The sequence below is a fragment of the Collinsella sp. CLA-ER-H7 genome (genome assembly GCF_040092345.1).
Lineage (GTDB): Bacteria > Actinomycetota > Coriobacteriia > Coriobacteriales > Coriobacteriaceae > Collinsella.
Genome location: NZ_JBBNLT010000005.1, coordinates 89,266 through 111,144, shown reverse-complemented (window position 1 = coordinate 111,144; position 21,879 = coordinate 89,266). Strand labels below are relative to the sequence as shown.

Genomic DNA, 21,879 nt, shown 5'->3' with positions numbered 1-21,879 from the left:
AACTACGTGCCGGCCAAGGTGGTACGGCACCTCTAGAAGAGTAAGGAATTGCACATGGATTACATCCGCGCAATCGAGCGTCAGCAGATCCGCGAGGACATTCCTCAGGTTCGCGTCGCCGACAACGTCAAGGTTCACTACCGCATTAAGGAAGGCGACCGCGAGCGCATCCAGGTCTTCCAGGGCGACGTCATCCGCATGGCCGGCGCCGGTGCCCGCGAGACCTTCACCGTCCGCAAGATTTCCTTCGGTGTCGGTGTTGAGCGTACCTTCCCGCTTCACAGCCCCAAGATCGCCAAGCTCGAGGTCGTCCGTCATGGTCGCGTCCGTCGCGCCAAGCTGTACTACCTCCGCGACAAGGTGGGCAAGGCTGCTCGCATCCCCGAGAAGCGCTAAGAAGATCGCAGCGTCTGTCCACTCGTTTGGACACAAGGGTCACCTTCGGGTGGCCCTTCTTTTTATCTGATTTGCATGCAAGGAGGCCCCGATATGGCCAACATGACGAGCTCGGTTTCGGCATCGCAGGTTGCCGGCGAGCTGGCGAGCGCCACGTTTGAGGAGATCCCCGCCCTCGTGGAGCATTATCGTGAGGATCCGCGCCAGCAAGTGATCAAGGCTTGCGAGCGCGCTCTTAAGCGCCATGCCAAGGAACTTGCCGAGCGCGAGCGCGTCAACGGCATGTACGAGCTTATGCATGAGCTCGGCGGTGACGGCGTGGTCGTGGGTGTCGACGAGGTGGGTCGCGGCTCGGTGGCCGGTCCTTTGACGGTGTGCGCCGTGTGCCTTCCGATGGAGCCGCGCATCTGGGGCATCAATGATTCCAAAAAGCTCACGCCGGCGCGCCGCGAGTTGCTCTCGGTGAAGATTGCCGAGGTGGCGACTGCTATCGGCTTTTGCCATATCGCTCCTGCGGATATCGATGAGATGGGCATGGCCCGCGCCATTCGCGCCGCTGTCGCGGGTGCGGTGGCCGATACGGGGCTTGAGCCCGATTGCGTGCTTATGGACGGCAACCCCCTGGGCGCCGTTCCCAACGAGCGCGACGTGGTGAAGGGCGATGCCAAGATCGCCTGTATCGCCGCGGCGTCCATCATGGCCAAGGTCACGCGTGACGAGATGATGGTCGAGTACGATGCCGAGTACCCCGAGTACCATTTGGCCGAATCGAAAGGCTATGCGAGCCCCGAGCACATCGAGGCCATTCGCAAACATGGACTTTGTCCGCTGCATCGTGTGAGCTTTTGCGGAAACTTTCTGCAGACTGAGCGCCTTTTTTAGGCCAATTGTGGAGACAGGGACCTTAAGGGTTTCATAAACTTGCTGGTAGGGGCCGTGTGCAACGCTATTGTTGCGCGCGGCCCCTCATTTGTTGGCATTTGGTTTGCTGTTGGTTTGCTTCCGGTACTTACCCGCATGAAACCTGCCCTCATTATCGAGGCAATGCAGAGAGCGGGAAAGGAGACCCCATGTGTGCCGCAGGCAGACTGAGTAAGACGCAGCAGCTCAAGGAGCGTTGGGAAGAGGGGGAGCTCGATTGCGGGTCGATCACGCCCGAGTTTATAAAGGGGCTCAGTCCTCGCGAGCTCGGTATGCTGGGCGAGCTCATCGCTATCGACTACTTTAACGAGCGCGGCTATGCATTGCTGGAGCAAGGCTATCGATGCTCGGAGGGCGAGGCCGACCTGGTGTTGCTCGACGAGCTCGACGATGTGGTGGTGATGGCCGAGGTCAAGACAAGGCGTGTTGCGCTGGATTGCGACACGCGGGTGTTTCCCGAGGAAGCGGTGAATGCCCAAAAGCAGCGACGCTATCGTCGCATCGCGAGCTGCTATCTCATGGAGCATTATCCGCTCAAAGCGATCCGCTTCGATGCCGTGGGCGTCACCATTCGCGGCGGGCATATCGCCGAGATCGAGCACCAGTACAACGCGTGCGATTGGCAGGTGTCCTGATGGCGTTCGAGACCTTCGCCGTCCACGCTGCCTGTATCCGCGGCGTCGAGGCGATTCCCGTCACGGTCGAGGTATCGCTTGCGGGCGGCATCCCGGGCATCCAGATGCTCGGGATCCCGAGTATGGAGGTCATGGAGTCGCGCGGGCGCATTCGCTGCGCGATGCGCTCTGCCGGATTCGAGATCCCGCGCTCGGGTATCACGGTCAATTTGGCGCCGGGCGATATCCGAAAGACCGGTAGCGGTTTTGACCTGCCGATAGCCATTGCGGTGCTTGCAGCTGACGGGCAGATTCCCCGCGATAATCTCGACCGCTGCCTCATTGCCGGCGAGCTCGGTTTGGATGGCACGGTGCTCCCCGTCAAGGGCGAGGTGGCGTTCCAGCTGCTGGCTCGTGACATGGGGCTGTCTTTTATCGCCGGCAGGTCCGACCAGCATGTTCCGCTGGCGGGGGTCGACTGCGGTTTTATCGATCATCTGTCGCAGCTTGCCCGCGGTATGGGCGAGGCGGCTCAGCACTATCTGGATTCCGAGGGCGTTGAGGCCACCTTTGAGCCTGAACTCGATTATGCCGACGTGTTGGGGCAGGAGGTCGCCAAGCGCGGCATAGCGCTTGCGGCGGCAGGGGAGCTGGGCTTGCTTATGATCGGCTCTCCGGGATCGGGCAAGACCATGCTTGCGCGTCGCATGACGGGGATCTTGCCCGAGCTTTCCGTTGAGGATCAGCAGGAGGCACTGTGTATCCATTCGGTCTTGGGTGAGAACATCGATGGCTTGCTTGCAGGGCATCGGCCGTTTCGAAGCCCCCATCACAGCATTTCGACAGCGGGCCTTATTGGCGGAGGGCGCCCGGTGCATCCGGGCGAGATCAGCCTTGCCCATGGCGGCGTGCTCTTTTTGGACGAGCTTGCCGAGTTTCCCACCGGTGTGCTGCAGACGCTCAGGCAGCCTATCGAGCGCGGCTATGTCAGGATCGTGCGCGTCGACGGCGCCTTTACGTTTCCCTCGCGCTTTCAGCTGCTCGCGGCGAGCAATCCCTGCCCCTGCGGCTTTTTGGGCGATCGCGAGGTTCCGTGTCGCTGCTCGGCATCGATGGTCGAGCGCTATCGGTCCAAGCTGCGCGGTCCTTTGGCCGACCGTATCGACCTGATGATCGACGTGACCCGCCCCGATCCGCAGGTGATTATCGAGGGCGCCGAGGGCATGTCGTCGGCCGAGCTTCGCGACTACGTTGTCCGCGGTAGGGCTTTTCGCGCCTGGCGCGAGTCCCGTATGGACGATGCGGATGCCGACGCCGAGGACGATGAGTCACGGTCCATTGACGGTGTCGTGTCGACCTTTGCACTCGACGAGGCCGCCGAGAAATGCGTGCTCGGCCTGTCGAAGCGCACGCATCTCACGGGGCGCGGCATCGTGCGCCTGGTGCGCATCGCGCGCACGATCGCCGATGTCGCCGAAAGCGAGCGGGTAACGCAAGGTCATGTGCTCGAGGCCGCCATGTACCAGGGACGGAGGGACCAGTAATGCCCGAGGAGACTTTTGAGCTTCATCCCGGTGATGCGTTGTATCCAGATACCGTTTTGGAGCTCTCTGATGTTCCCCAGACGCTTTATGTGCGTGGTGACCCCGCCGCACTGTCGACGCCCGCGCTCTCCATTATCGGCGCTCGCAAGGCCTCGCCGTACGGCCTTGCCGTGGCAGAGCTGGCCGCGAAAGTTGCGGTCGAGGCGGGGGTGACGGTGGTCTCGGGCGGCGCGGTCGGCTGCGACCAGGCGTCAGGTTGGGCCGCGGTCAACGCCGGAGGCAGGCATGTCGTGGTGTTGGGTACGGGCGCCGACGTGGTCTATCCGCGCTCGAGTGCGGGGCTTATCGCGCGCACGATCGATACGGGTGGTGCGGTCGTGTCGATCTCACCGTGGGGCATGGGGCCGCGCAAGTTTGCGTTCCCGCGCCGCAACCGCGTGATCGCCGCGCTGTCGCAGGCGCTCTTTGTATCGGAGGCCGGCATGCCATCTGGGACGTTTTCTACCGCCGAGGCCGCCATGGACCTGGGGCGCGAGCTGCTTGCCGTGCCGGGTTCGATTTTGTCTCCCGAGTCGCGCGGTACCAACTATCTTATCGCCAACGGCGCCTGCTGCATTGTCGATGAGGAGTCCATCGAGATGGCTATTTCTCGCATATACGGCACCCTGCGCTATTCGCGTCCCGATGCGCCCGGTATCGCGGATCTGGACCCCATGCAGCAGACCGTGATGCATGCGCTCATCGCCTCGCCGCTCAAGGTCGATGACATCGCCGCACTCGTTTCCCTCGATGCCGTCGGCGTGCTCAAGCTCCTGGGCTCGCTCGAACTCGAGGGCCTCATCGAACGCATGATGGATGGAAGGTATGCGCCCTCCAAGTTTGCCCTTCACGCCCAGACGCCCTTCGGTCACAATGGAAAACGTGTCAATTAGAAAGGTGTTTGCAGATGCTGTTTGATCAGGTGACGGTTATCGGTGGCGGTCTGGCGGGATCCGAATGTGCGATTCAGCTGGCAGATCGCGGGTTCGCCGTAAAGCTGTGCGAGATGCGTCCGCAGGTGAGCTCTCCTGCCCACCATACCGATCACTTGGCGGAGCTCGTCTGCTCCAATTCGTTTAAGTCGACCCGTCCCGATTCCGCCGCCGGCCTGCTGAAGGCCGAGCTCGAGCGCATGGGTTCGGTGCTGCTCGACTGCGCTCATCGTGCGGCCGTTCCCGCCGGCGGCGCCCTGGCGGTCGACCGCGTCAAGTTTTCCGAGCTCGTCGAGGCCGAGGTTGCCGCCCGCCCCAATATCGAGGTCGTTCACGGTGAGGTCACCCATATTCCCGAGGGCCATGTGGTTATCGCCGCTGGCCCCCTATGCTCGCCGGCCTTGAGCGAGGAGGTCATGAAGCTTGTCGGTGGCGACGCCCTGGCGTTCTTTGACGCGGCCGCCCCGATTGTCGATGCCTCTACGCTCGATATGGACGTGCTGTTCTCGCAGTCGCGCTACGAGGAGCAGGGGAGTGGCGACTATCTCAATGCCCCGCTCAACAAGGAAGAGTACGAGGCCTTTATCGAGGCGCTTACCACGGCCGACCGCGTGGTGCTCAAAGACTTTGAGGGCGGCGATCTGTTCCAGGCCTGCCAGCCTGCCGAGGAAGTTGCGCGCACCGGCAAGGACGCCATTCGCTTTGGCGCCATGAAGCCCGTCGGCCTCACCGACCCGCGTACCGGACGTCGCCCCTGGGCGGCGATTCAGCTGCGTGCCGAGAACAAGGAGAAGACCGCCTATAACCTGGTGGGCTTCCAGACCAACTTGACCTTTGGCGAGCAGAAGCGCGTCTTCCATATGGTGCCGGGCCTGGAGAACGCTGAGTTCTTCCGCTACGGTGTCATGCACCGCAATACCTTTGTCGACGCCCCGCACGTGCTCGATGGCACCTTTGCCGTGCCCGGTACCGGCGTGCGTCTGGCCGGTCAGATCACCGGTACCGAGGGATACATGGAAGCCGTGGCGACAGGTCTGCTCGCGGCGCTCAACACCTATGCCGAGGCTATCGGTGCCGCGGGCGTCGAGTTGCCGCGTGTGGGTGCCCTGGGTGCGCTCGTGGGCTATGCGACCGATCCTGCCACCGTGGGCTATCAGCCTATGCATGTCAACTTTGGCCTGGTGCCGCCACTCGAAGATGGTAAGCGCCGCAGCAAGCGCGACCGCTACCAGGCCTATGCGGACCGTGCGCTCGAGGCCCTCGATGCCTACTTGGCCACGCGTTCCGACTTGTTTGGAGGCGACCGGTCATAGCCTTTGACCTGTACGACACCGTCGACTCGTTTATCGCCTATATCGCACGCGTCGAGGGACTTTCTCCCAACACGGTGACGGCCTATGGCTCGAGGCTGGAGCGCTTCGCTGCCTGGTGCGAGCGCGAGGATATCGATGCTTTCGCTGCCGACGTGCGCACCATTCGTCGCTATCTTGCCGAGCTTTCGCGTGAGCAGGTGGCTCCCCGAACGCTTGCGGCGCACCTGTCGGCTATTCGATCTCTCTATCGCTGGATGGCTGCCGAGGGGATTGTCGAGGGCGATGCGGTCTCGGCGATCGCGTCGCCCAAGCTGCCGCGTGACCTGCCGGGCGTCCTTACGACCCAGCAGGTCGAGGCGCTGCTCAAGACGCCTGATACCTCAACACCCGCGGGACTGCGCGATGCGGCGATGCTCGAGTTGCTCTATGCCTCGGGTGCCCGCATCTCAGAGCTTGCGGCGCTCAATGTGGAATCCATCTCATGGTCCGAGCGCACGCTGCGCCTGTGGGGCAAGGGAAGCAAGGAGCGCATCGTTCCTCTGTATCGTCGTGCGCTCGATGTGACGCGTCTCTATATTGAAGAGGGGAGGCCGGAGTTGCTCGCTCGGGCAAAGCGCCGCGACCTCGCTACCGGGCCGCATCCGCTGCTTATATCGGCGCGTGGCAATCGCATGAGCGCCGCCATGCTCCGGCGGCGGTTCCATACGCTGGCGACGCTCGCCGGCATTCCGGCCGACATCGCCCCGCATGCGATGCGCCATACCTTTGCGACCGACTTGCTTGAGGGCGGTGCGGACCTGCGCTCGGTTCAAGAGCTGCTGGGTCATGCGAGCCTGTCCACGACGCAAATCTACACGCATCTCACGCCCGATCGGCTCAAGCGTGCCGTGGCTCAAGCCCATCCCCGCGGCGAATAGTGGCTGGGACGTCCCGCGCCGCACTCAGGTGTGTGGTTTTGATTGCGGGTTGGCAGGAAGAAGCATTCCTGCTATCATTCATCGGGTTGCTTCACGGCAACATGTTTTTATCACGCACGCGCGGCTACTTCATACCGTGGTGCCCGGGCTTTGGTAGCACATGTCCGGGTTGGTTTTGGAGGATGACCCCGCGCGGAGGCAAACCACAGGAGGTTTAACATGGCTACCAAGATTAATATCCGCACCCTGCTCGAGGCCGGCTGCCACTTCGGTCACCAGACCCGTCGCTGGAACCCCAAGATGAAGCCGTTCATCTTTGGTGAGCGCAACGGCATCTACATCCTCGACCTCAAGCAGACCATCCTCGACGCCGACCAGGCCTATACCTTCGTCAAGAACGTCGCTAAGGGCGGCAACGTGCTGTTCGTCGGCACCAAGAAGCAGGCTCAGGAGGCCGTCAAGAACGCTGCTGAGCGCGCCAACATGCCTTACATCAACCAGCGTTGGCTCGGCGGTATGCTGACCAACTTCGTCACCATCCGCTCCCGCATCAACCGCATGGAGGAGCTCGAGGCCATGGTCGAGGACGGCCGCATGGCTGTTCTGCCCAAGAAGGAGCAGGCTGTTCTCGGCAAGGAGCTCACTAAGCTCCAGACCAACCTCGGTGGCGCCCGCGACATGAAGGGTCTGCCCCAGGCTCTCTTCGTCATCGACACCAAGCGCGAGGAGAACGCCATCAAGGAGGCCCAGCGCCTGAACATCCCCGTCGTCGCCCTGATCGACACCAACTCCGACCCCGACGAGGTCGAGTACGGCATCCCCTGCAACGATGACGCTATCTCCGCTGTCACCCTTATGTGCGAGCTCATGGCTGACGCCTGCCTCGCTGGCTCCGGCAAGGAGCAGGTCTCCGAGGCCGAGATGGCCGCTGAGCCCAAGGCCGAGTAAATCAGTCTTAGTTAATTCTTTTTCATCTCTTTGAAAGGAACCACAATGGCCCAGATTACCGCCGCTATGGTCAAGCAGCTCCGCGAGATGACCGACTCCCCGATGATGGAGTGCAAGAAGGCTCTCGTCGAGGCTGACGGCGACATGGACGCCGCTGTCGACGTTCTGCGTAAGAACGGCCTTGCCAAGGCTGCCAAGAAGGCTGGCCGTGAGACCAACGAGGGCGCTGTCGCCGCGTTCGTCTCCGAGGATGGCAAGACCGGCGCTCTGCTCGAGCTCTCCTGCGAGACCGACTTCGTTGGCTCTAACGCCAAGTTCACCGGCTTTGCTTCCAAGGTCGCTGAGGTTGTCGCTACCACCGAGCCTGCTGACGTCGACGCTCTGCTCGAGAAGCCGATGGGCGAGGAGACCGTTTCCTCCGAGCTCACCGAGATGATTCACATCATGGGCGAGAACATGAAGATCTCCCGCTTCGCTGCCCGTAAGGCCGAGAACGGCGCGCTCGCTTCTTACATCCACATGGGTGGTAAGATCGGCGTCCTCGTCGAGTTCGCCTTCGAGAAGGCTGAGACCGCTCAGGCTGAATCCTTCAAGACCTTCGCTCACGACGTTGCCCTTCAGGTTGCCGCCGTCGCCCCGATCTGCGCTACCCGCGATCAGGTTCCGGCCGAGACCGTCGAGCACGAGAAGCAGATCTACATGGCCCAGGCTGCCGAGTCCGGTAAGCCCGAGGCTATCCAGGAGAAGATGGCTGTCGGCCGTCTGGAGAAGTTCTACAAGCAGTCCGTGCTCACCGAGCAGGAGTTCATCAAGGACAGCTCCCTCACCATCAAGAAGTACGCTGAGCAGGTCTCCAAGGAGCTCGGCGACACCATTACCGTCGTTGCCTTTGACCGTCTGGTCCGTGGCGAGTAAATAAGCTCTTGTAGCTGGTAATGAGCAGGCTGTGGGTTTTACTCACAGCCTGCTTTTTCATGGCTCTTCTTAGAGCCTTTGATAGAATGTTGAGAGTTCAATCTAAAGGAGGATCGCTTTGTCCGACATCCGATATAAACGCGTGCTTCTTAAGCTTTCCGGCGAAGCGCTGATGGGCGACGGCCAATATGGCATCGACCCCAAGGTTACCGACCATCTTGCTAAGCAGGTCAAGGAGCTGCTCGCCGTTGGCCATGAGGTCGGCGTCGTTGTCGGCGGCGGCAATATTTTCCGCGGCATGGCAGGCGCTGCCGGTGGCATGGAGCGTGCTCAGGCCGACTACATGGGCATGCTGGCAACCGTTATGAACGCGCTCGCCCTGCAGGATGCCTTCGAGCATAACGATGTTCCCTGCCGCGTGATGAGCGCTATCCAGATGAACGAGATCTGCGAGCCCTATATTCGCCGTCGCGCCATCAACCACCTTTCCAAGGGCAACGTCGTTATTTTTGCCGCCGGTTCGGGCAATCCGTACTTTACGACCGACACCGCCGCGGCTCTTCGTGCGTGTGAGATCGGCGCCGAGATTCTGATTAAAGCCACCAAGGTTGACGGTATCTACGATAAGGATCCCGTCAAGTGCGCTGATGCCGTCCGTTTTGACAAGATTACCTATCACGAGGTTCTCGTCCGCGGTCTGCAGGTTATGGATTCCACGGCTACGGCACTGTGCCAGGACAACCGTATGCCGATTTTGGTCCTCAACATCGATGGCGAGGACACCGTCAAGCGCGCGCTTTCGGGTGAGCCCGTCGGCACGCTCGTCTATCAGGAGGATTAAGCATGGCAGAGAACATCACCGCCCATATGGACAAGTCGCTCGAGTCCCTCAAGCATAACTTCTCCAAGGTCCGTACCGGCCGCGCCAATGCCAACATTCTGTCCGACATCACCGTCGATTATTACGGTGTTCCCACGCCGGTCACGCAGGTTGCCGCCGTCAAGACCCCCGAGGCCCACATGCTGCTCATCGAGCCGTGGGATAAGGCACTCATCAATGCTATCGTCAAGGCCATCGGCGCTTCCGATCTGGGTATTACCCCCAACTCCGATGGCACCGTCGTTCGTCTTCCGTTCCCGGCTCCCACTGAGGAGCGCCGTCGCGAGCTCGTCAAGGAGTGCCGCGAGTACGCCGAGCAGGCCAAGGTGTCTATCCGTAACATCCGTCGCGACTTCAACAACAAGCTCGAGCGCGATGAGGAGCTCACCGAGGACGATGTCCGTCGCGAGCAGGCTAAGGTCCAGAAGCACACCGATGAGTATGTCGCCAAGGTCGAGGAGCTTCTGAAGGAAAAAGAAGCCGAGGTCATGGAGATCTAAGGTGCAATACGACGAGCATAAACTGGTCGAGTACTTTGCCGACGCCCCTGCGGGCGTCGGTTTTTCCGACCTTGACCTCAATAACATTCCGCACCATATCTCGTGCATCATGGACGGCAACGGTCGTTGGGCCACGTCGCGCGGTCTTGCACGCACCGAGGGCCACAAGGCGGGTATCGTCTCGCTGCGCGAGATCATTACCGCCTGCGTGCGCCTGGGCGTCGACGTGCTTTCGGCCTATGCGTTTTCTACCGAAAACTGGAACCGCCCGCAGCATGAGGTCAACGTCTTGATGCACCTGTTTGCCAAGACGTTCATCGACGAGTTGCCGCTTCTGAAGCGCGAAAACGTGCGCGTTGTCTTTTTGGGTGATATTTCCGCGCTGCCCAAGAAGACCCGCGACGTTTTTGAACGCGGTCTTGCCGAGTGCGCCGATCACACCGGTATGACGCTGGCGCTTGCTGTCAACTACGGCGCGCGTGCCGAGATTACCTGCGCTGTCCGTCAGATCGCGCTCGACGTTGCCGCCGGTAAGATTGATCCTGCCGCAATTGATGACGACATGGTGGCTTCTCACCTTTATACCGCCGGTCTTCCCGATCCTGAGCTTGTGATTCGCACCTCTGGTGAGCTGCGCCTTTCGAACTATCTGCTGTGGCAGGTGGCTTATTCCGAGTTCTACGTCACCGATACCTATTGGCCCGACTTTGATCGTTGGGGCCTTGTCGACGCCATTTTGGCCTATCAGGGCCGTGACCGTAGGTTTGGTGGTCTGAGCAAGACCGAGGAGGCTTAATCGTGTCCGATCGTCCCAAGGCAATTGCTCCCAAGACATCTGAGCGCAAGGCTGTCGCTGCGGGAGCGCCCGCAGCGAAGAATGGCACCGGTTCGTGGCTTGCCGGCTTTATCACCCGTGCCGCCGCCGGTATCGTCTATGCCGTTGTCTTTATCCTGTGCCTGGTTTTGGGTATTGTGCCCACGGCCATCTTTGTTTCTGTCATGAGCGGCCTGTGCTGCTATGAGTTTTTCCGTATGACGAGGCTCGATGGCAAGATGGCTAACGAGCGCATGGGTATCGCTGCCGCCGTACTCTTTCCGCTGTCGGCGTTGGGCGATTCGATGTTGCTGAATGCCCTGCTTTTTGCCCTGATGCTCGCTGTGGGCATTTGGTATGTTTGGTCGCCGCGTACCCGCATCTCTGATGTGGCCGTGACGCTCATGGGTCCCATCTACACTGGCTTTATGCTGTCGGCTATCGTACTGCTGCGCGATGCCGTGCCCGGTTTTGCCGGCGCCCTGCTTTCGGTGGGCGTTTGCGCGTCCCTTTGGGTCTCCGATTCGTTTGCCTACATCGTGGGTAGCCGTATCGGCAAGCACAAGATGGTTCCCAAGATCTCTCCCAAAAAGAGCTGGGAGGGGTTTGTCGGCGGCATCCTGGGCTCGGTTTTGATTTGGCTCATCCTGTGGGCGACGCACTTCTACAAGCTCAGCCTGCCCTATGCGTTGCTGTGCGGCGTGGTCGTGTCCGTCCTGGGCGTTATCGGAGACCTCATCGAGTCGCGCATCAAGCGCGGTGTGGGCGTTAAGGATTCCGGTAACCTTATCCCGGGCCACGGCGGCATGCTCGATCGTAGCGATTCGCTTATCTTTGGCTGCATTACCGCGCAGCTGCTTTTGATGATCGGAGGCGTGCTGTAATGTCCTTCCAGACGACGTATGGCCCCGATGGACGTCTCCGTGTTGCCATCCTGGGTTGTACGGGCTCTATCGGCACCCAGGCGCTCGATGTGTGCCGCCAGCATGCCGATCGCCTGCAGGTGACGGCGCTGTCCGTTAACTCCAGTACCTCCGAGCTCGTTGCCGCTGCCCGCGAGTTCTCGGTTCCGGCGGTTGCCGTGGCCGATGTCGCTCATGGCGATGACGCCGTGCTGCAGGAGTTGCCCGAGGGAACGAAGCTCGGCGTTGGCGCGCAGGCGGTTTGCGAGCTCGCGCGTCGCGACGATGTCGACTGCGTGCTCGTCGCTATTGTGGGCGCCGCCGGTCTCGAGGCGAGCCATGCGGCCTTGACCTCGAATAAGCGTCTTGCCCTTGCCAACAAGGAGTCCCTCGTCGTCGGCGGCGACTTGCTTATGCCGTTGGCGCAACCGGGCCAGCTTATTCCAGTCGACTCTGAGCACTCCGCCATCTACCAGTGCTATCTGGGGGAGAACCCACGCGAGGCTCATTGTATTTGGCTCACCTGCTCGGGCGGTCCGTTCTTTGGCCGCACCCGCGACGAGCTCGACCGCGTGACGCGTGCCGATGCCCTCGCACATCCCACGTGGGCCATGGGTGCCAAGATCACCATCGACTCCGCCACCCTCATGAACAAGGGCCTGGAGCGCATTGAGGCCATGCATCTGTTTAACTGCGACCTCGATTTCATTAACGTGGTCGTGCAGCGTCAGTCCAAGATTCACTCTATGGTCGAGTTCGCCGACGGCTCCGTGATGGCGCATCTCGGTGCTTCCGACATGCGTATTCCCATCCAGTTCGCGTTCTCGTATCCCGAGCGTTGGGATACCCCGGCGCCTCGTATCGATTTCCGCGAGCTGGGGCAGCTCACGTTTGATGCTGCCGACATGGATACCTTCCGCTGTCTGGCACTGGCCGAACGTGCCGGCAAGACGGGTGGCACCATGCCGTGCGTGCTCAATGCCGCCAACGAGGTCGCCGTCGATGCCTTCCTGCACGATGGCTGCAGCTTTACCGATATCGATCGCATTGTGGAATCCTGCATGGATTCCCACGATATGCAGGCGGTCGATTCGTTTGAGCAACTTCACGACATCGATGCATGGGCGCGTGAAAAGGCTGCGCAGGTGCTCGCCGCAACCCGTTCCTAACCCATAAGGATTGCTTTTTCGTTTTATGGATACTGTTCTGAGCGTTCTCTCATCGGTCTTTTGGGGCCTGCTGATGCTTTCCGTCCTTGTGTTTTTGCACGAGGGCGGCCACTTTTTGGCGGCGCGTGCCTGCGGCGTCCGTGTGACCGAGTTCTTTTTGGGCCTGCCGTGTCGCTTTGACATCCATTACACGTCACGTCGCATTGGAACCAAGTTTGGCGTGACCCCGCTGCTGCTGGGTGGCTACGCTGCCATCTGCGGTATGGATCCGACCGACGTCTCGTGCGCCGATCGCGTGCTCGCGGCTATCTATCGTCATGGTCGCGTGACCGTGGCCGACCTTGCTGTCGAGCTTGAGCTTTCCGAGGAGGATGTGCTCGAGGCATGCGCCCTGTTGCTGGGCTGGGGTTCCATCGCACCCTGGTATGAGGAAGGGGAGAAGCCCTTGCCGAGCTACTATCCCACCAAGTATCAGACGCTGCCGCGAGATGCGGCGGGTTACACTACCTTTGACGGCCGCCGTTTCGATCGCGAACATTCAACTGCCGAGGGCGATGTGTGGGAGCTGCCGTGCGGCGAGGCCGAGTTCCTTGCACAAGAGCGTTCGCACACCTATCTTGGCCAGGGCTTTCTCAAGCGCGCCTTTATGCTGCTCGCGGGCATTCTCGTCAATATCCTGACGGGCTTTTTGCTGCTTATGAGCATCTACTCTATTGCGGGTGTCACCGTGCCGATGGATACCAACGTGATCGGTCAGGTTGACGAGGGGTCTATTGCCGCCAAGGCGGGTATCGAGGGCGGCGACGCGATCCTTTCGGTTGACGGAGTATCGTGCTCTACCTGGATGGATGTTTACGATGCCATCGGTAAGGCTGCCGGTAAGGACGATATCGCCATCGAGTACGAGCGTGACGGCAAGCAGCATTCGACCGCGGTTGCGCTCAAAGAGGACGAGCGCCTAGGTGTGTATGCCTCTACGCAGGTGGTCCGTTTAGACCCCATCACGTCGGCTCGACTTTCGTTCTCCTATGTCGTGCAGACAGCGGAGGGCGTGATGCGCCTGCTCCAGCCGCAGCATACGATGGAGATTCTCGATCAGTCTTCTTCGATCGTGGGTATTAGCGTTATGTCCTCACAGGCTGCTGCTGCCGGTCCTGCCACGTTCCTTTCGTTTGCCGCCCTCATTTCGTTCTCGCTTGGCTTTATGAACCTGCTGCCCATCCCACCACTCGATGGCGGCAAGCTGGTCATCGAGATCATTCAAAAGATTGTTGGCCGCGAGCTTCCGCTCAAGGTCCAGACGATTGTGAGCTATGTGGGCATCGCGCTCTTTGCGCTGCTGTTTGTCTATATGCTTCGTTCCGACGTCCTTCGATTTATCCTGTAGGGGAGTGTTTGGATTGTCTTTATCCCATCCTTTGCCTCGCGAGTTGACGCGCCCCGTGCATGTGGGCGGTGTGCAGATCGGTGGCGGCGCGCCGGTGGTGGTCCAATCCATGACCTGCACCGATACCGCTGATGCCCAGGCAACGCTTGCGCAAGTGTGCGCGTTGGCGCAAGCTGGCTGCGATATCGTGCGTGTGAGTGTGCCCACCGAGGCCGCGCTTGAGGGTTTCCGCACCATCTGTGCTGAGTCTCCGGTGCCGATCGTCGCCGATATTCACTTTAACCATAAGCTCGCCATCGGCGCTGTGGAGGCCGGTGCTGCCAAGCTCCGCATCAATCCCGGCAACATCGGCGATTGGGCCAAGGTCGATGCCGTGATCGATGCCGCTGGCGCCGCTGGGTGCGCGATTCGCATTGGCGTGAACGCAGGCTCGCTTGAGCAGGATATCGCCGAGCGCGATGACCTTTCGCAGCCCGAAAAGCTCGTAATGTCGAGCGAGCGTTTCGTCAAACATTTTGAGGACCGCGGTTTTACCAATATCGTTCTTTCCGCCAAGGCTCATAGCGTGTCCACGACGCTTGACACCTATCGTGCCCTGTCGCGCGAAATCCCCCATGTTCCGCTTCATTTGGGCGTGACGGAGGCCGGAACCAAGCTCCAGGGCACCATTAAGAGCTCTGTGGGCCTGGGTATTCTGCTTTCTGAGGGCATTGGCGATACTATGCGCGTCTCGCTTACGGCCGATCCGGTCGAGGAGCCGCCTGTCGCCTGGGGAATTTTGCAGTCGCTGGGTCTGCGTCGCCGTGGTCCCGAGATTGTCTCGTGCCCCACGTGCGCTCGCTGCCAGGTCAACCTGATTCCCATCGCTGAGGAGGTCACCGAGCGGCTTAAGAACTACTCCGCGCCGCTTTCGATCGCCGTGATGGGATGTGCGGTCAATGGCCCCGGCGAGGCTTCTGATGCCGACTTGGGCGTTGCCTGCGGACGAGGTCAGGGCCTGCTCTTTTCGCACGGCCAGATCATTGGTAAAGTAGCTGAGGACCAAATTGTCGACGCGCTTATGGCCGAGGTCGACAAGCTTATTGAGGAGAAATAAATGACCCGAGCAATGTATATGTCTAAGCTGTATGCTCCGACGCTCAAAGAGGATCCGGCCGACGCCGAACTTGCGAGCCATCGACTGCTGCTCCGTGCCGGTATGATTCGCAAGGAGGCCGCCGGTCTGTATTCCTATCTGCCGCTCGCGTGGCGCTCGATTCGCAAGATCGAGAACATCGTGCGCGACGAGATGGATGCTGCCGGCGCCCAGGAGCTCATGATGCCCATCATGGTCGACGCTGAGCTATGGCGTGAGTCCGGCCGCATCGATGCCTACGGTAAGGAGCTCGTACGCTTTGATGACCGTCACGGCCGCGAGTTCGTGCTCGGCCCCACGCACGAGGAGACCGTCACCGCCCTGGTGCGCAATGAGCTGCGTTCTTACAAGCAGCTGCCGGTGAATCTCTATCACATCCAGGATAAGTTCCGCGACGAGTTCCGTCCCCGCTTTGGCCTGATGCGCGGCCGCGAGTTCATCATGAAGGACGCCTACAGCTTCTCCGCCACGCAGGAGAGCCTGCAGGAGGAGTACGACAAGATGAAGCAGGCGTACGCCAATATCTGCGAGCGCTGCTACATCAAGGCTCTGCCCGTCGTCGCCGATTCTGGCGAGATCGGTGGCGATACCTCCGTCGAGTACATGGCTTTGGCTGACGCCGGCGAGGCTTCGCTCGTCTACTGCGACGATTGCGGCTTCGCTGCCGATGACGAGGCTGCAAGCACCAAGGTCGTCGTGACCGAGGGTCCTGGTGACGGTACGCTCACCAAGGTTGAGACTCCGGGCATGGGCACCATTGAGGCTGTTGCTAAGTTCTTTGGGTTCCCCGAGAACGGCACGCGCAAGTCGCTGGCACTCATCGACGCCGAGGGCAAGCCGGTCGTGGCCATTGTTCCGGGCGATCACGAGCTCAACGATTGCAAGGCCGAGCACGTCTTTGGCAAGGGCTATCGCATGATGACCGACGAGGAGCTTCAGGTGAACGGTCTGCACAAGGGCTTTATCGGACCGGTTAACCTGCCCGATGGCATTCGTCTGGTCTGCGACGAGAGCCTGCGCGAGTCCAAACAGTGGGCCTGCGGTGCCAACGAGGTCGATTATCACTTTACCGGTGCCTGCCCCGAGCGCGACTTTACCGTCGATGAGTGGGCCGATCTGGTCACCGTTGTCGCCGGCGACCCCTGCCCGCACTGCGGCAAGCCGCTCTCCGCTGCCCGCGGCATCGAGGTCTCTCAGGTCTTCCAGCTGGGCACCAAGTATTCCGAGGCCATGGGTGCCACCTTTATGGACGAGGACGGCAAGGAGAAGCCGCTCATCATGGGCTGCTACGGCGTTGGTGTGTCCCGCTCGCTCGCTGCCGTCGTGGAGCAGCACAACGACGAGCACGGTATCGTCTGGCCGGTCTCCGTTGCCCCGTACGAGGTCGCGGTGATTCCGCTCGATCCCAAGAAGGAGGAGTGCGCTACCGTCTGCGAGCAGATCGTTGATGGCCTGTGCGCCGAGGGTATCGAGGTTGTCGTCGACGACCGCGACGAGCGTCCCGGCTTTAAGTTTGCCGACAACGACCTTATGGGCTTCCCGTATCAGGTCGTTCTGGGTAAGCGTGGCCTTAAGAATGGCACCGTTGAGCTCAAGGACCGTGCCACGGGTGAGCGCGAGGATGTGGCGATCGACGAGGTCGTCGCCAAGGTCGCCGAGCTTGTGAAGGCAGCACGCCGTTAATCGACGATTTCGCTTGTAGTTCGATATACGGTACGGCCCCGCATTTCTCCAGATCGGGGAGATGCGGGGCCGTCCTTTTATCTTGTGGCATCCTCGATATCTAAAAGGAAAACCCCACAGCCCATGCGAGCTGCGGGGTTTTCCTTGTGCCTCCGATGCGAAATAAATCGCTCAGATATTACTGATAATCGACGACGTCGATCCAGTTCTTCAGGAACTCATCGTTCACGTTGCGCTTACGAGCGAGCTCGGAAGCGGCGACGATGCTCGTCCACTGACGCACGACCTGCATGGGCATGTCGGCGCGGTCGCAGTAGAGCTCCAGGTAGGCCTCAGCCTGATCCTTGCTGTTGAGGGCAAAGAGCAGGTAGGTGGTGGCAACGTCGGCAGCAGGGGAGCCCTGGGTGGCGTGTGCCCAGTCGCACACATAGAGCTGGCCGTCGTCGCCGACGATGACGTTGGAGGGGTTGAAGTCGCCGTGGCAGACCTTGAACTCCTTGGTCATGCCGTCCAGACGCTCCTGAAGGTTGTAGCGCGTGGTGGCATTGAGCTGATCAAGGCTGTCGATCATGCGGGCGTACTTGTCGCGCTGACGGTTGAGCAGCGGGGAGGTGTAGCCGTGGATCTCGGTCTGGAGGTCGACGAACATCTCGAGGTACTCACCAAAGCGCTGGGGCTCGGCAGTCATCTTCTCGGCAAGGGTGGTGCCCGGAACCTTCTCGGTCACGAGCGCCCAGCCGTTGGCGTTCTCGAGCTGGGAAACCTCGAGCGCCTTGGGGCTGCGGATGCCGCACTCATTGATGCGGGCAAGATTCAAAGCCTCGTTGAACACGTCGGAGACAGGCTTGGTCTCGTTAAAGACCTTGACAATCTTGTCGCCCAGGTCGTAAACGACCTTGTTGCCACGGCGGACGAGCTCGGTCTTGGAATCGGGTAGCAGCATGGTTGCATCCTTTCAACGATGCGATAGAAGCGACGGCGGGGGTGTGTGAAACACCCGTGCACCCCCGCCGTTAAAAACCGTGCTAAAACTAGCAGACGGCGTAATCCTGGGGCTCGCGGCCGTAGTAGGCGTCCAGGTAGAGCTCCTTGATCTCGCTCATGAGCGGGTAGCGCGGGTTGGCGCCGGTGCACTGGTCGTTGAATGCCTGCTCGGTCATCTCGTCGAGGGTGTCGAGGAAGTACTGCTCGTCAACACCGTAGTCGGCGATGGTCTTCTTGACGCCGATGAAGTCCTTGAGCTCCTCGAGCTTCGTGATGAAGTTCTCGAAGACCTCCTTGTCGTCCTTGCCCTCGATGCCGCAGTACTTGGCCATCTCGGCGTAGTTGTGCAGCGCGTTGGGGTAAGGATACTGGGAGAAGGTGCCCATCTTGACGGGGGCCTCGGCGGCGTTGTAGCGCATGACGCGAGTCAGGATGACGGCGTTGGCGAGGCCGTGGGGCAGGTGATGGAAGGCGCCGAGCTTGTGGGCCATGGAGTGGTTGAGGCCCAGGAAGGCGTTGGCGAAGGCCATACCGGCCATGCAGGAGGCGTTGTGCATCTCCTCGCGGGCATGCGGATCCTTGGCGCCGTTCGTGAAGCTGGAGGGCAGGTTCTCGAAGACGAGCTTGGCAGCGCGCTCGGAGAGGCCCTTGGTGTAGTCGGAAGCCATGATGGAGACGTAGGACTCGATGGCGTGGGTCATGACGTCGATGCCGGAGGCAGCGGTCAGGCCGCGCGGGGCGGTCATGCAGTTGTCGGCGTCGACGATAGCCATGTTGGGGAGCAGCGCGTAGTCGGCGAGCGGCCACTTGATGCCGGTCTCCTTGTCGGTGATGATGGCGAACGGCGTGCACTCGGAGCCGGTACCCGAAGAGGTCGGGACGGCGACGAAGTAGGCCTTCTTGCCCATCTCGGGGAAGGTGAAGATACGCTTGCGGATGTCCATGAAGTCCATGGCCATGTCCTCAAACTTGCACTCGGGGTGCTCGTACATCATCCACATGATCTTGCCGGCGTCCATAGCGGAGCCACCGCCGACGGCGATGATGACGTCCGGCTCAAAGAGGGCCATCTGCTTGGCGCCGCGACGTGCGCACTGCAGCGACGGATCGGGCTCGACGTCATAGAAGCAGTCGTGGGCGATGCCCATCTCGTCGAGCTTGGCCTCGATGGCGCGGGTGTTGCCATTCTTGAAGAGGAACTGGTCGGTGACGATGAAGGCGCGCTTCTTGCCCATGACGTTGCCCAGCTCGTCGAGGGCGACGGGCGTGGAACCCTTCTTGAAGTAGACCTTCTCGGGAGCGCGGAACCACAGCATGTTCTCACGGCGCTCGGCCACAGTCTTAACGTTGATCAAGTGCTTCACCCCAACGTTCTCGGAGACGGAGTTGCCGCCCCAGGAGCCGCAGCCCAGGGTCAGAGACGGCTTCATGCCAAAGTTGTACAGGTCACCGATGCCGCCGTGCGAGGACGGGGTGTTGATGACGATACGGCAGGCCTTCATGACGTGCTCGAACAGGCTGATCTTCTCGGCCTGGGCGGGGTGCACGTACAGAGAGGCGGTGTGGCCCGGGCCACCGGCGAGCACGAGGTGCTCGGCCTTGTCGACGGCCTCCTGGAAGTCCTTGGCGTGGTACATGGCCAGGACCGGGGAGAGCTTCTCGTGGGAGAACTCCTCCTTGGCGGGGTCGGTGGAGGTGACCTCGGCGATCAGGATCTTGGTCTTGGCGGGAACCTCGATGCCGGCGAGCTCGGCGATCTTGGCAGCGGCCATGCCGGGGATGCGGTGATCGAGAGCGCCGTTCTTGAACATGGCGGCACGCAGGGCCTCCATCTCGGCACCCTGCTTGACGAAGTAGCAGCCGCGCTTCTGGAACTCGGCCTTAACCTGGTCATAGATGCTGTCGATGACGGTCACGGACTGCTCGGAAGCGCAGATCATGCCGTTGTCGAAGGTCTTGGAGTGGATGATGGAGTTGACGGCGAGCAGCACGTCGGCGGTGTCGTCGATGACGACCGGGGTGTTACCGGCGCCAACGCCCAGGGCGGGCTTGCCCGAGGAGTAAGCGGCCTTGACCATGCCCGGGCCACCGGTGGCGAGGATGATGTCGACGTCGCGCATGACCATGTTAGTCAGCTCGATGGAGGGGACATCGACCCAGCCGATGATGCCCTCGGGGGCGCCGGCCTTGACGGCGGCGTCAAGCACGAGCTTGGCGGCGGCGATGGTGCACTTGGCGGCAGCCGGGTGCGGGGAGATGATGATGGCGTTGCGGGTCTTCAGGCAGATCAGCGTCTTGAAGATCGCGGTGGAGGTGGGGTTGGTCGTCGGGATGACGGCGCCCACGATGCCGATGGGCTCGGCGATCTTGGTGATGCCGTAAGCCTCGTCGCGCTCCAGGACACCACAGGTCTTGGTGTTCTTGTAAGCGTTGTAGATGTACTCTGCGGCGTAGTGGTTCTTGATGACCTTGTCCTCAAGAACGCCGCGGCCGGTCTCCTCGATGGCCATCTTCGCCAACGGGATACGAGCCTTGTTGGCGGCCATGGCGGCCTCATAGAAGATCTTGTCGACCTGCTCCTGCGTGTACGTAGCAAAAAGCGCCTGGGCCTCTCGCATCTGAGCGAGCTTGGCCTCAAGCGCCTCTACGTTGTCCACAATTGCGGGAGTAGTGTTTTCCGGTGACTTTTTCACCATTTGTGTCTCCTTGCGATCGGAGATTTACCCTACGCCTTGCATGATAGCAAGAAATTATTCGGCGAACGGTAAGATTCCTGTAAAAGGCACACTAAAACGCTTCAATAAACTGAAGCGTTTTAACTAAAACTATCTGCCTGCTGCATCGCCTCGCTCATTGGGGACAGACTTACATGAGTGCTTTCACTCATTTGGGACAGACATCGTTTTGCCATTTTGCCGTTCTGAACCTGTTTTTGCCGCTCATTGGATATAAATAGGTTACAGGCTCAGCATTTCGCGTTCCTTCTCTCCTTTTAGGTGTTGCCTGTTCAGTTTTGAAAGGAGAGATTATGCCCCGATGCGCCCGCGCCGTTTCGCTCACCGGCTATTACCACGTCTTTGACCGTGGCAACTCCAAACAGATTATTTTTGAAGATGACTCTGACCGATATCGTTTCTTATCGGACATCTCGGACAGGTTTGCACGCCATAAAGTGGCAGTGTTGGCTTGGTGCCTTATGGACAACCACTTCCATTTGATGGTTGATGACCCATTTGACAACCTTTCAAAGGCAATGCAGTGCGCACTGACGGCGTATGCCAAGTATTTCAACGGGAAAACGGGGAGAACGGGGCATTTGTTTGACAATCGCTATTCGCGGGTCGCGGTCGAGTCGGACACACAGGCGGTGCAGCTACTCGATTATATCCATCTCAATCCTGTGAAGGGTGCGCTTGACTCGCTCGAGGCGTACCGCTGGTCAAGCTACAAGGCATATCAGCTGGGCTATGATCCCTTTGACATCTGTGACGCGGCTCCTATGCTCGATATCGTCGGAGGCTCCCGTTGCTATTGCGAGCATCTCGAGGAAGTTGCCGGGCGCACTTGGTCAGTGGAGGTTCTTCCACGCCGGCGGATCCCCGATGAGGAGGCCCTTTCCATTGCGCACGAAGTCCTGCCGAGCATAGATCCTGCGCTGCTCAAGGCCCTGCCACGCCCCGATCGCGATGCCTGTCTGCTGAGGCTCAGGCGGGCACATCTCACGGTCAAGCAAATTGCCCGTATCACCGGCATTGGCGCTACAAGCGTGACCAAGGCCACTGTGGGCTGGAGGGAGGCTGCGTGAGGCTGGGCAGGACCTGATCATGGCGCCGCATGTGTACGTCACGTCTGTCCCCAATGCGTGAAAGCACTCATGTAAGCCTGT

Annotated in this window: 20 protein-coding genes; 18 read left to right on the top strand and 2 right to left on the bottom strand. The window is 60.6% G+C overall.

Translation table 11 applies throughout. From position 1 onward, the window contains the following. The first annotated feature begins 54 nt into the window (after nucleotides 1-54). From rplS to AAAX75_RS04430, 17 genes are all read left to right on the top strand, one after another. Nucleotides 55-396: a 50S ribosomal protein L19 gene (gene rplS / locus AAAX75_RS04510; RefSeq protein WP_117583231.1), complete on the top strand. Its 342-nt coding sequence runs from the start codon at nucleotides 55-57 to the stop codon at nucleotides 394-396. A 93-nt stretch (nucleotides 397-489) separates the two neighbouring features. Beyond that, a complete protein-coding gene (locus AAAX75_RS04505) occupies nucleotides 490-1,278 on the top strand; it encodes a ribonuclease HII (RefSeq protein ID WP_138374168.1) in 789 nt (262 codons plus the stop codon). A 188-nt stretch (nucleotides 1,279-1,466) separates the two neighbouring features. Continuing rightward, the gene (locus tag AAAX75_RS04500; RefSeq protein ID WP_349091237.1) at nucleotides 1,467-1,952 is read left to right on the top strand and encodes a YraN family protein; all 486 of its coding nucleotides are present in this window, start codon (nucleotides 1,467-1,469) and stop codon (nucleotides 1,950-1,952) included. After that, a complete protein-coding gene (locus AAAX75_RS04495) occupies nucleotides 1,952-3,475 on the top strand; it encodes a YifB family Mg chelatase-like AAA ATPase (RefSeq protein WP_349091235.1) in 1,524 nt (507 codons plus the stop codon). The genes AAAX75_RS04500 and AAAX75_RS04495 overlap by 1 nt, the downstream gene beginning before the upstream one ends. After that, the gene (locus AAAX75_RS04490) at nucleotides 3,475-4,407 is read left to right on the top strand and encodes a DNA-processing protein DprA (RefSeq protein ID WP_349091234.1); all 933 of its coding nucleotides are present in this window, start codon (nucleotides 3,475-3,477) and stop codon (nucleotides 4,405-4,407) included. Before AAAX75_RS04495 ends, AAAX75_RS04490 begins: the two co-directional genes overlap by 1 nt. A gap of 14 nt (nucleotides 4,408-4,421) precedes the next feature. Next, nucleotides 4,422-5,759: a methylenetetrahydrofolate--tRNA-(uracil(54)-C(5))-methyltransferase (FADH(2)-oxidizing) TrmFO gene (gene trmFO, locus AAAX75_RS04485; RefSeq protein WP_349091233.1), complete on the top strand. Its 1,338-nt coding sequence runs from the start codon at nucleotides 4,422-4,424 to the stop codon at nucleotides 5,757-5,759. Next, a complete protein-coding gene (locus AAAX75_RS04480; protein WP_161160301.1) occupies nucleotides 5,756-6,676 on the top strand; it encodes a tyrosine recombinase in 921 nt (306 codons plus the stop codon). The genes trmFO and AAAX75_RS04480 overlap by 4 nt, the downstream gene beginning before the upstream one ends. Before the next feature lie 219 nt (nucleotides 6,677-6,895). Beyond that, nucleotides 6,896-7,624, top strand: coding sequence for a 30S ribosomal protein S2 (gene rpsB / locus AAAX75_RS04475; protein WP_006236109.1), 729 nt, complete (start codon nucleotides 6,896-6,898; stop codon nucleotides 7,622-7,624). A gap of 45 nt (nucleotides 7,625-7,669) precedes the next feature. Next, nucleotides 7,670-8,539, top strand: a complete 870-nt coding sequence (gene tsf, locus AAAX75_RS04470) for a translation elongation factor Ts (RefSeq protein ID WP_022094736.1) — start codon at nucleotides 7,670-7,672, stop codon at nucleotides 8,537-8,539. A gap of 118 nt (nucleotides 8,540-8,657) precedes the next feature. Next, nucleotides 8,658-9,380: a UMP kinase gene (pyrH, locus tag AAAX75_RS04465; protein WP_035138557.1), complete on the top strand. Its 723-nt coding sequence runs from the start codon at nucleotides 8,658-8,660 to the stop codon at nucleotides 9,378-9,380. Between the two features lie 2 nt (nucleotides 9,381-9,382). Beyond that, entirely contained in the window at nucleotides 9,383-9,919 is a 537-nt protein-coding gene (frr, locus tag AAAX75_RS04460; protein WP_006236112.1) for a ribosome recycling factor, read from the top strand. Nucleotide 9,920: 1 nt separating this feature from the next. Then, nucleotides 9,921-10,715, top strand: coding sequence for an isoprenyl transferase (locus AAAX75_RS04455; RefSeq protein WP_349091232.1), 795 nt, complete (start codon nucleotides 9,921-9,923; stop codon nucleotides 10,713-10,715). 2 nt (nucleotides 10,716-10,717) lie between these two features. Further along, nucleotides 10,718-11,617, top strand: coding sequence for a phosphatidate cytidylyltransferase (locus AAAX75_RS04450; RefSeq protein WP_233504656.1), 900 nt, complete (start codon nucleotides 10,718-10,720; stop codon nucleotides 11,615-11,617). After that, on the top strand, nucleotides 11,617-12,804 hold the full coding sequence (dxr, locus tag AAAX75_RS04445; RefSeq protein WP_346964742.1) for a 1-deoxy-D-xylulose-5-phosphate reductoisomerase: 1,188 nt from the start codon (nucleotides 11,617-11,619) through the stop codon (nucleotides 12,802-12,804). Before AAAX75_RS04450 ends, dxr begins: the two co-directional genes overlap by 1 nt. A 25-nt stretch (nucleotides 12,805-12,829) precedes the next feature. Next, complete coding sequence (locus AAAX75_RS04440) at nucleotides 12,830-14,191, top strand: M50 family metallopeptidase (RefSeq protein WP_349091231.1); 1,362 nt, start codon at nucleotides 12,830-12,832, stop codon at nucleotides 14,189-14,191. Between the two features lie 13 nt (nucleotides 14,192-14,204). Then, nucleotides 14,205-15,287 (top strand): flavodoxin-dependent (E)-4-hydroxy-3-methylbut-2-enyl-diphosphate synthase, encoded by a 1,083-nt coding sequence (gene ispG / locus AAAX75_RS04435; protein ID WP_349091230.1) that lies wholly within the window; start codon nucleotides 14,205-14,207, stop codon nucleotides 15,285-15,287. Next, on the top strand, nucleotides 15,288-17,009 hold the full coding sequence (locus AAAX75_RS04430) for a proline--tRNA ligase (RefSeq protein ID WP_349091229.1): 1,722 nt from the start codon (nucleotides 15,288-15,290) through the stop codon (nucleotides 17,007-17,009). Nucleotides 17,010-17,187: 178 nt separating this feature from the next. Here the strand turns inward: AAAX75_RS04430 and AAAX75_RS04425 are convergent, their stop codons facing one another. Both AAAX75_RS04425 and adhE read right to left on the bottom strand, forming a co-directional pair. Further along, complete coding sequence (locus tag AAAX75_RS04425; RefSeq protein WP_349091228.1) at nucleotides 17,188-17,952, bottom strand: aminoglycoside phosphotransferase family protein; 765 nt, start codon at nucleotides 17,950-17,952, stop codon at nucleotides 17,188-17,190. Nucleotides 17,953-18,040: 88 nt separating this feature from the next. Beyond that, nucleotides 18,041-20,689, bottom strand: coding sequence for a bifunctional acetaldehyde-CoA/alcohol dehydrogenase (gene adhE, locus AAAX75_RS04420; RefSeq protein WP_316365489.1), 2,649 nt, complete (start codon nucleotides 20,687-20,689; stop codon nucleotides 18,041-18,043). 332 nt (nucleotides 20,690-21,021) lie between these two features. Between adhE and AAAX75_RS04415 the strand changes: the two genes are divergently transcribed. Further along, nucleotides 21,022-21,798 (top strand): transposase, encoded by a 777-nt coding sequence (locus AAAX75_RS04415; RefSeq protein WP_349091227.1) that lies wholly within the window; start codon nucleotides 21,022-21,024, stop codon nucleotides 21,796-21,798. The last annotated feature ends 81 nt before the right edge of the window (nucleotides 21,799-21,879 follow it).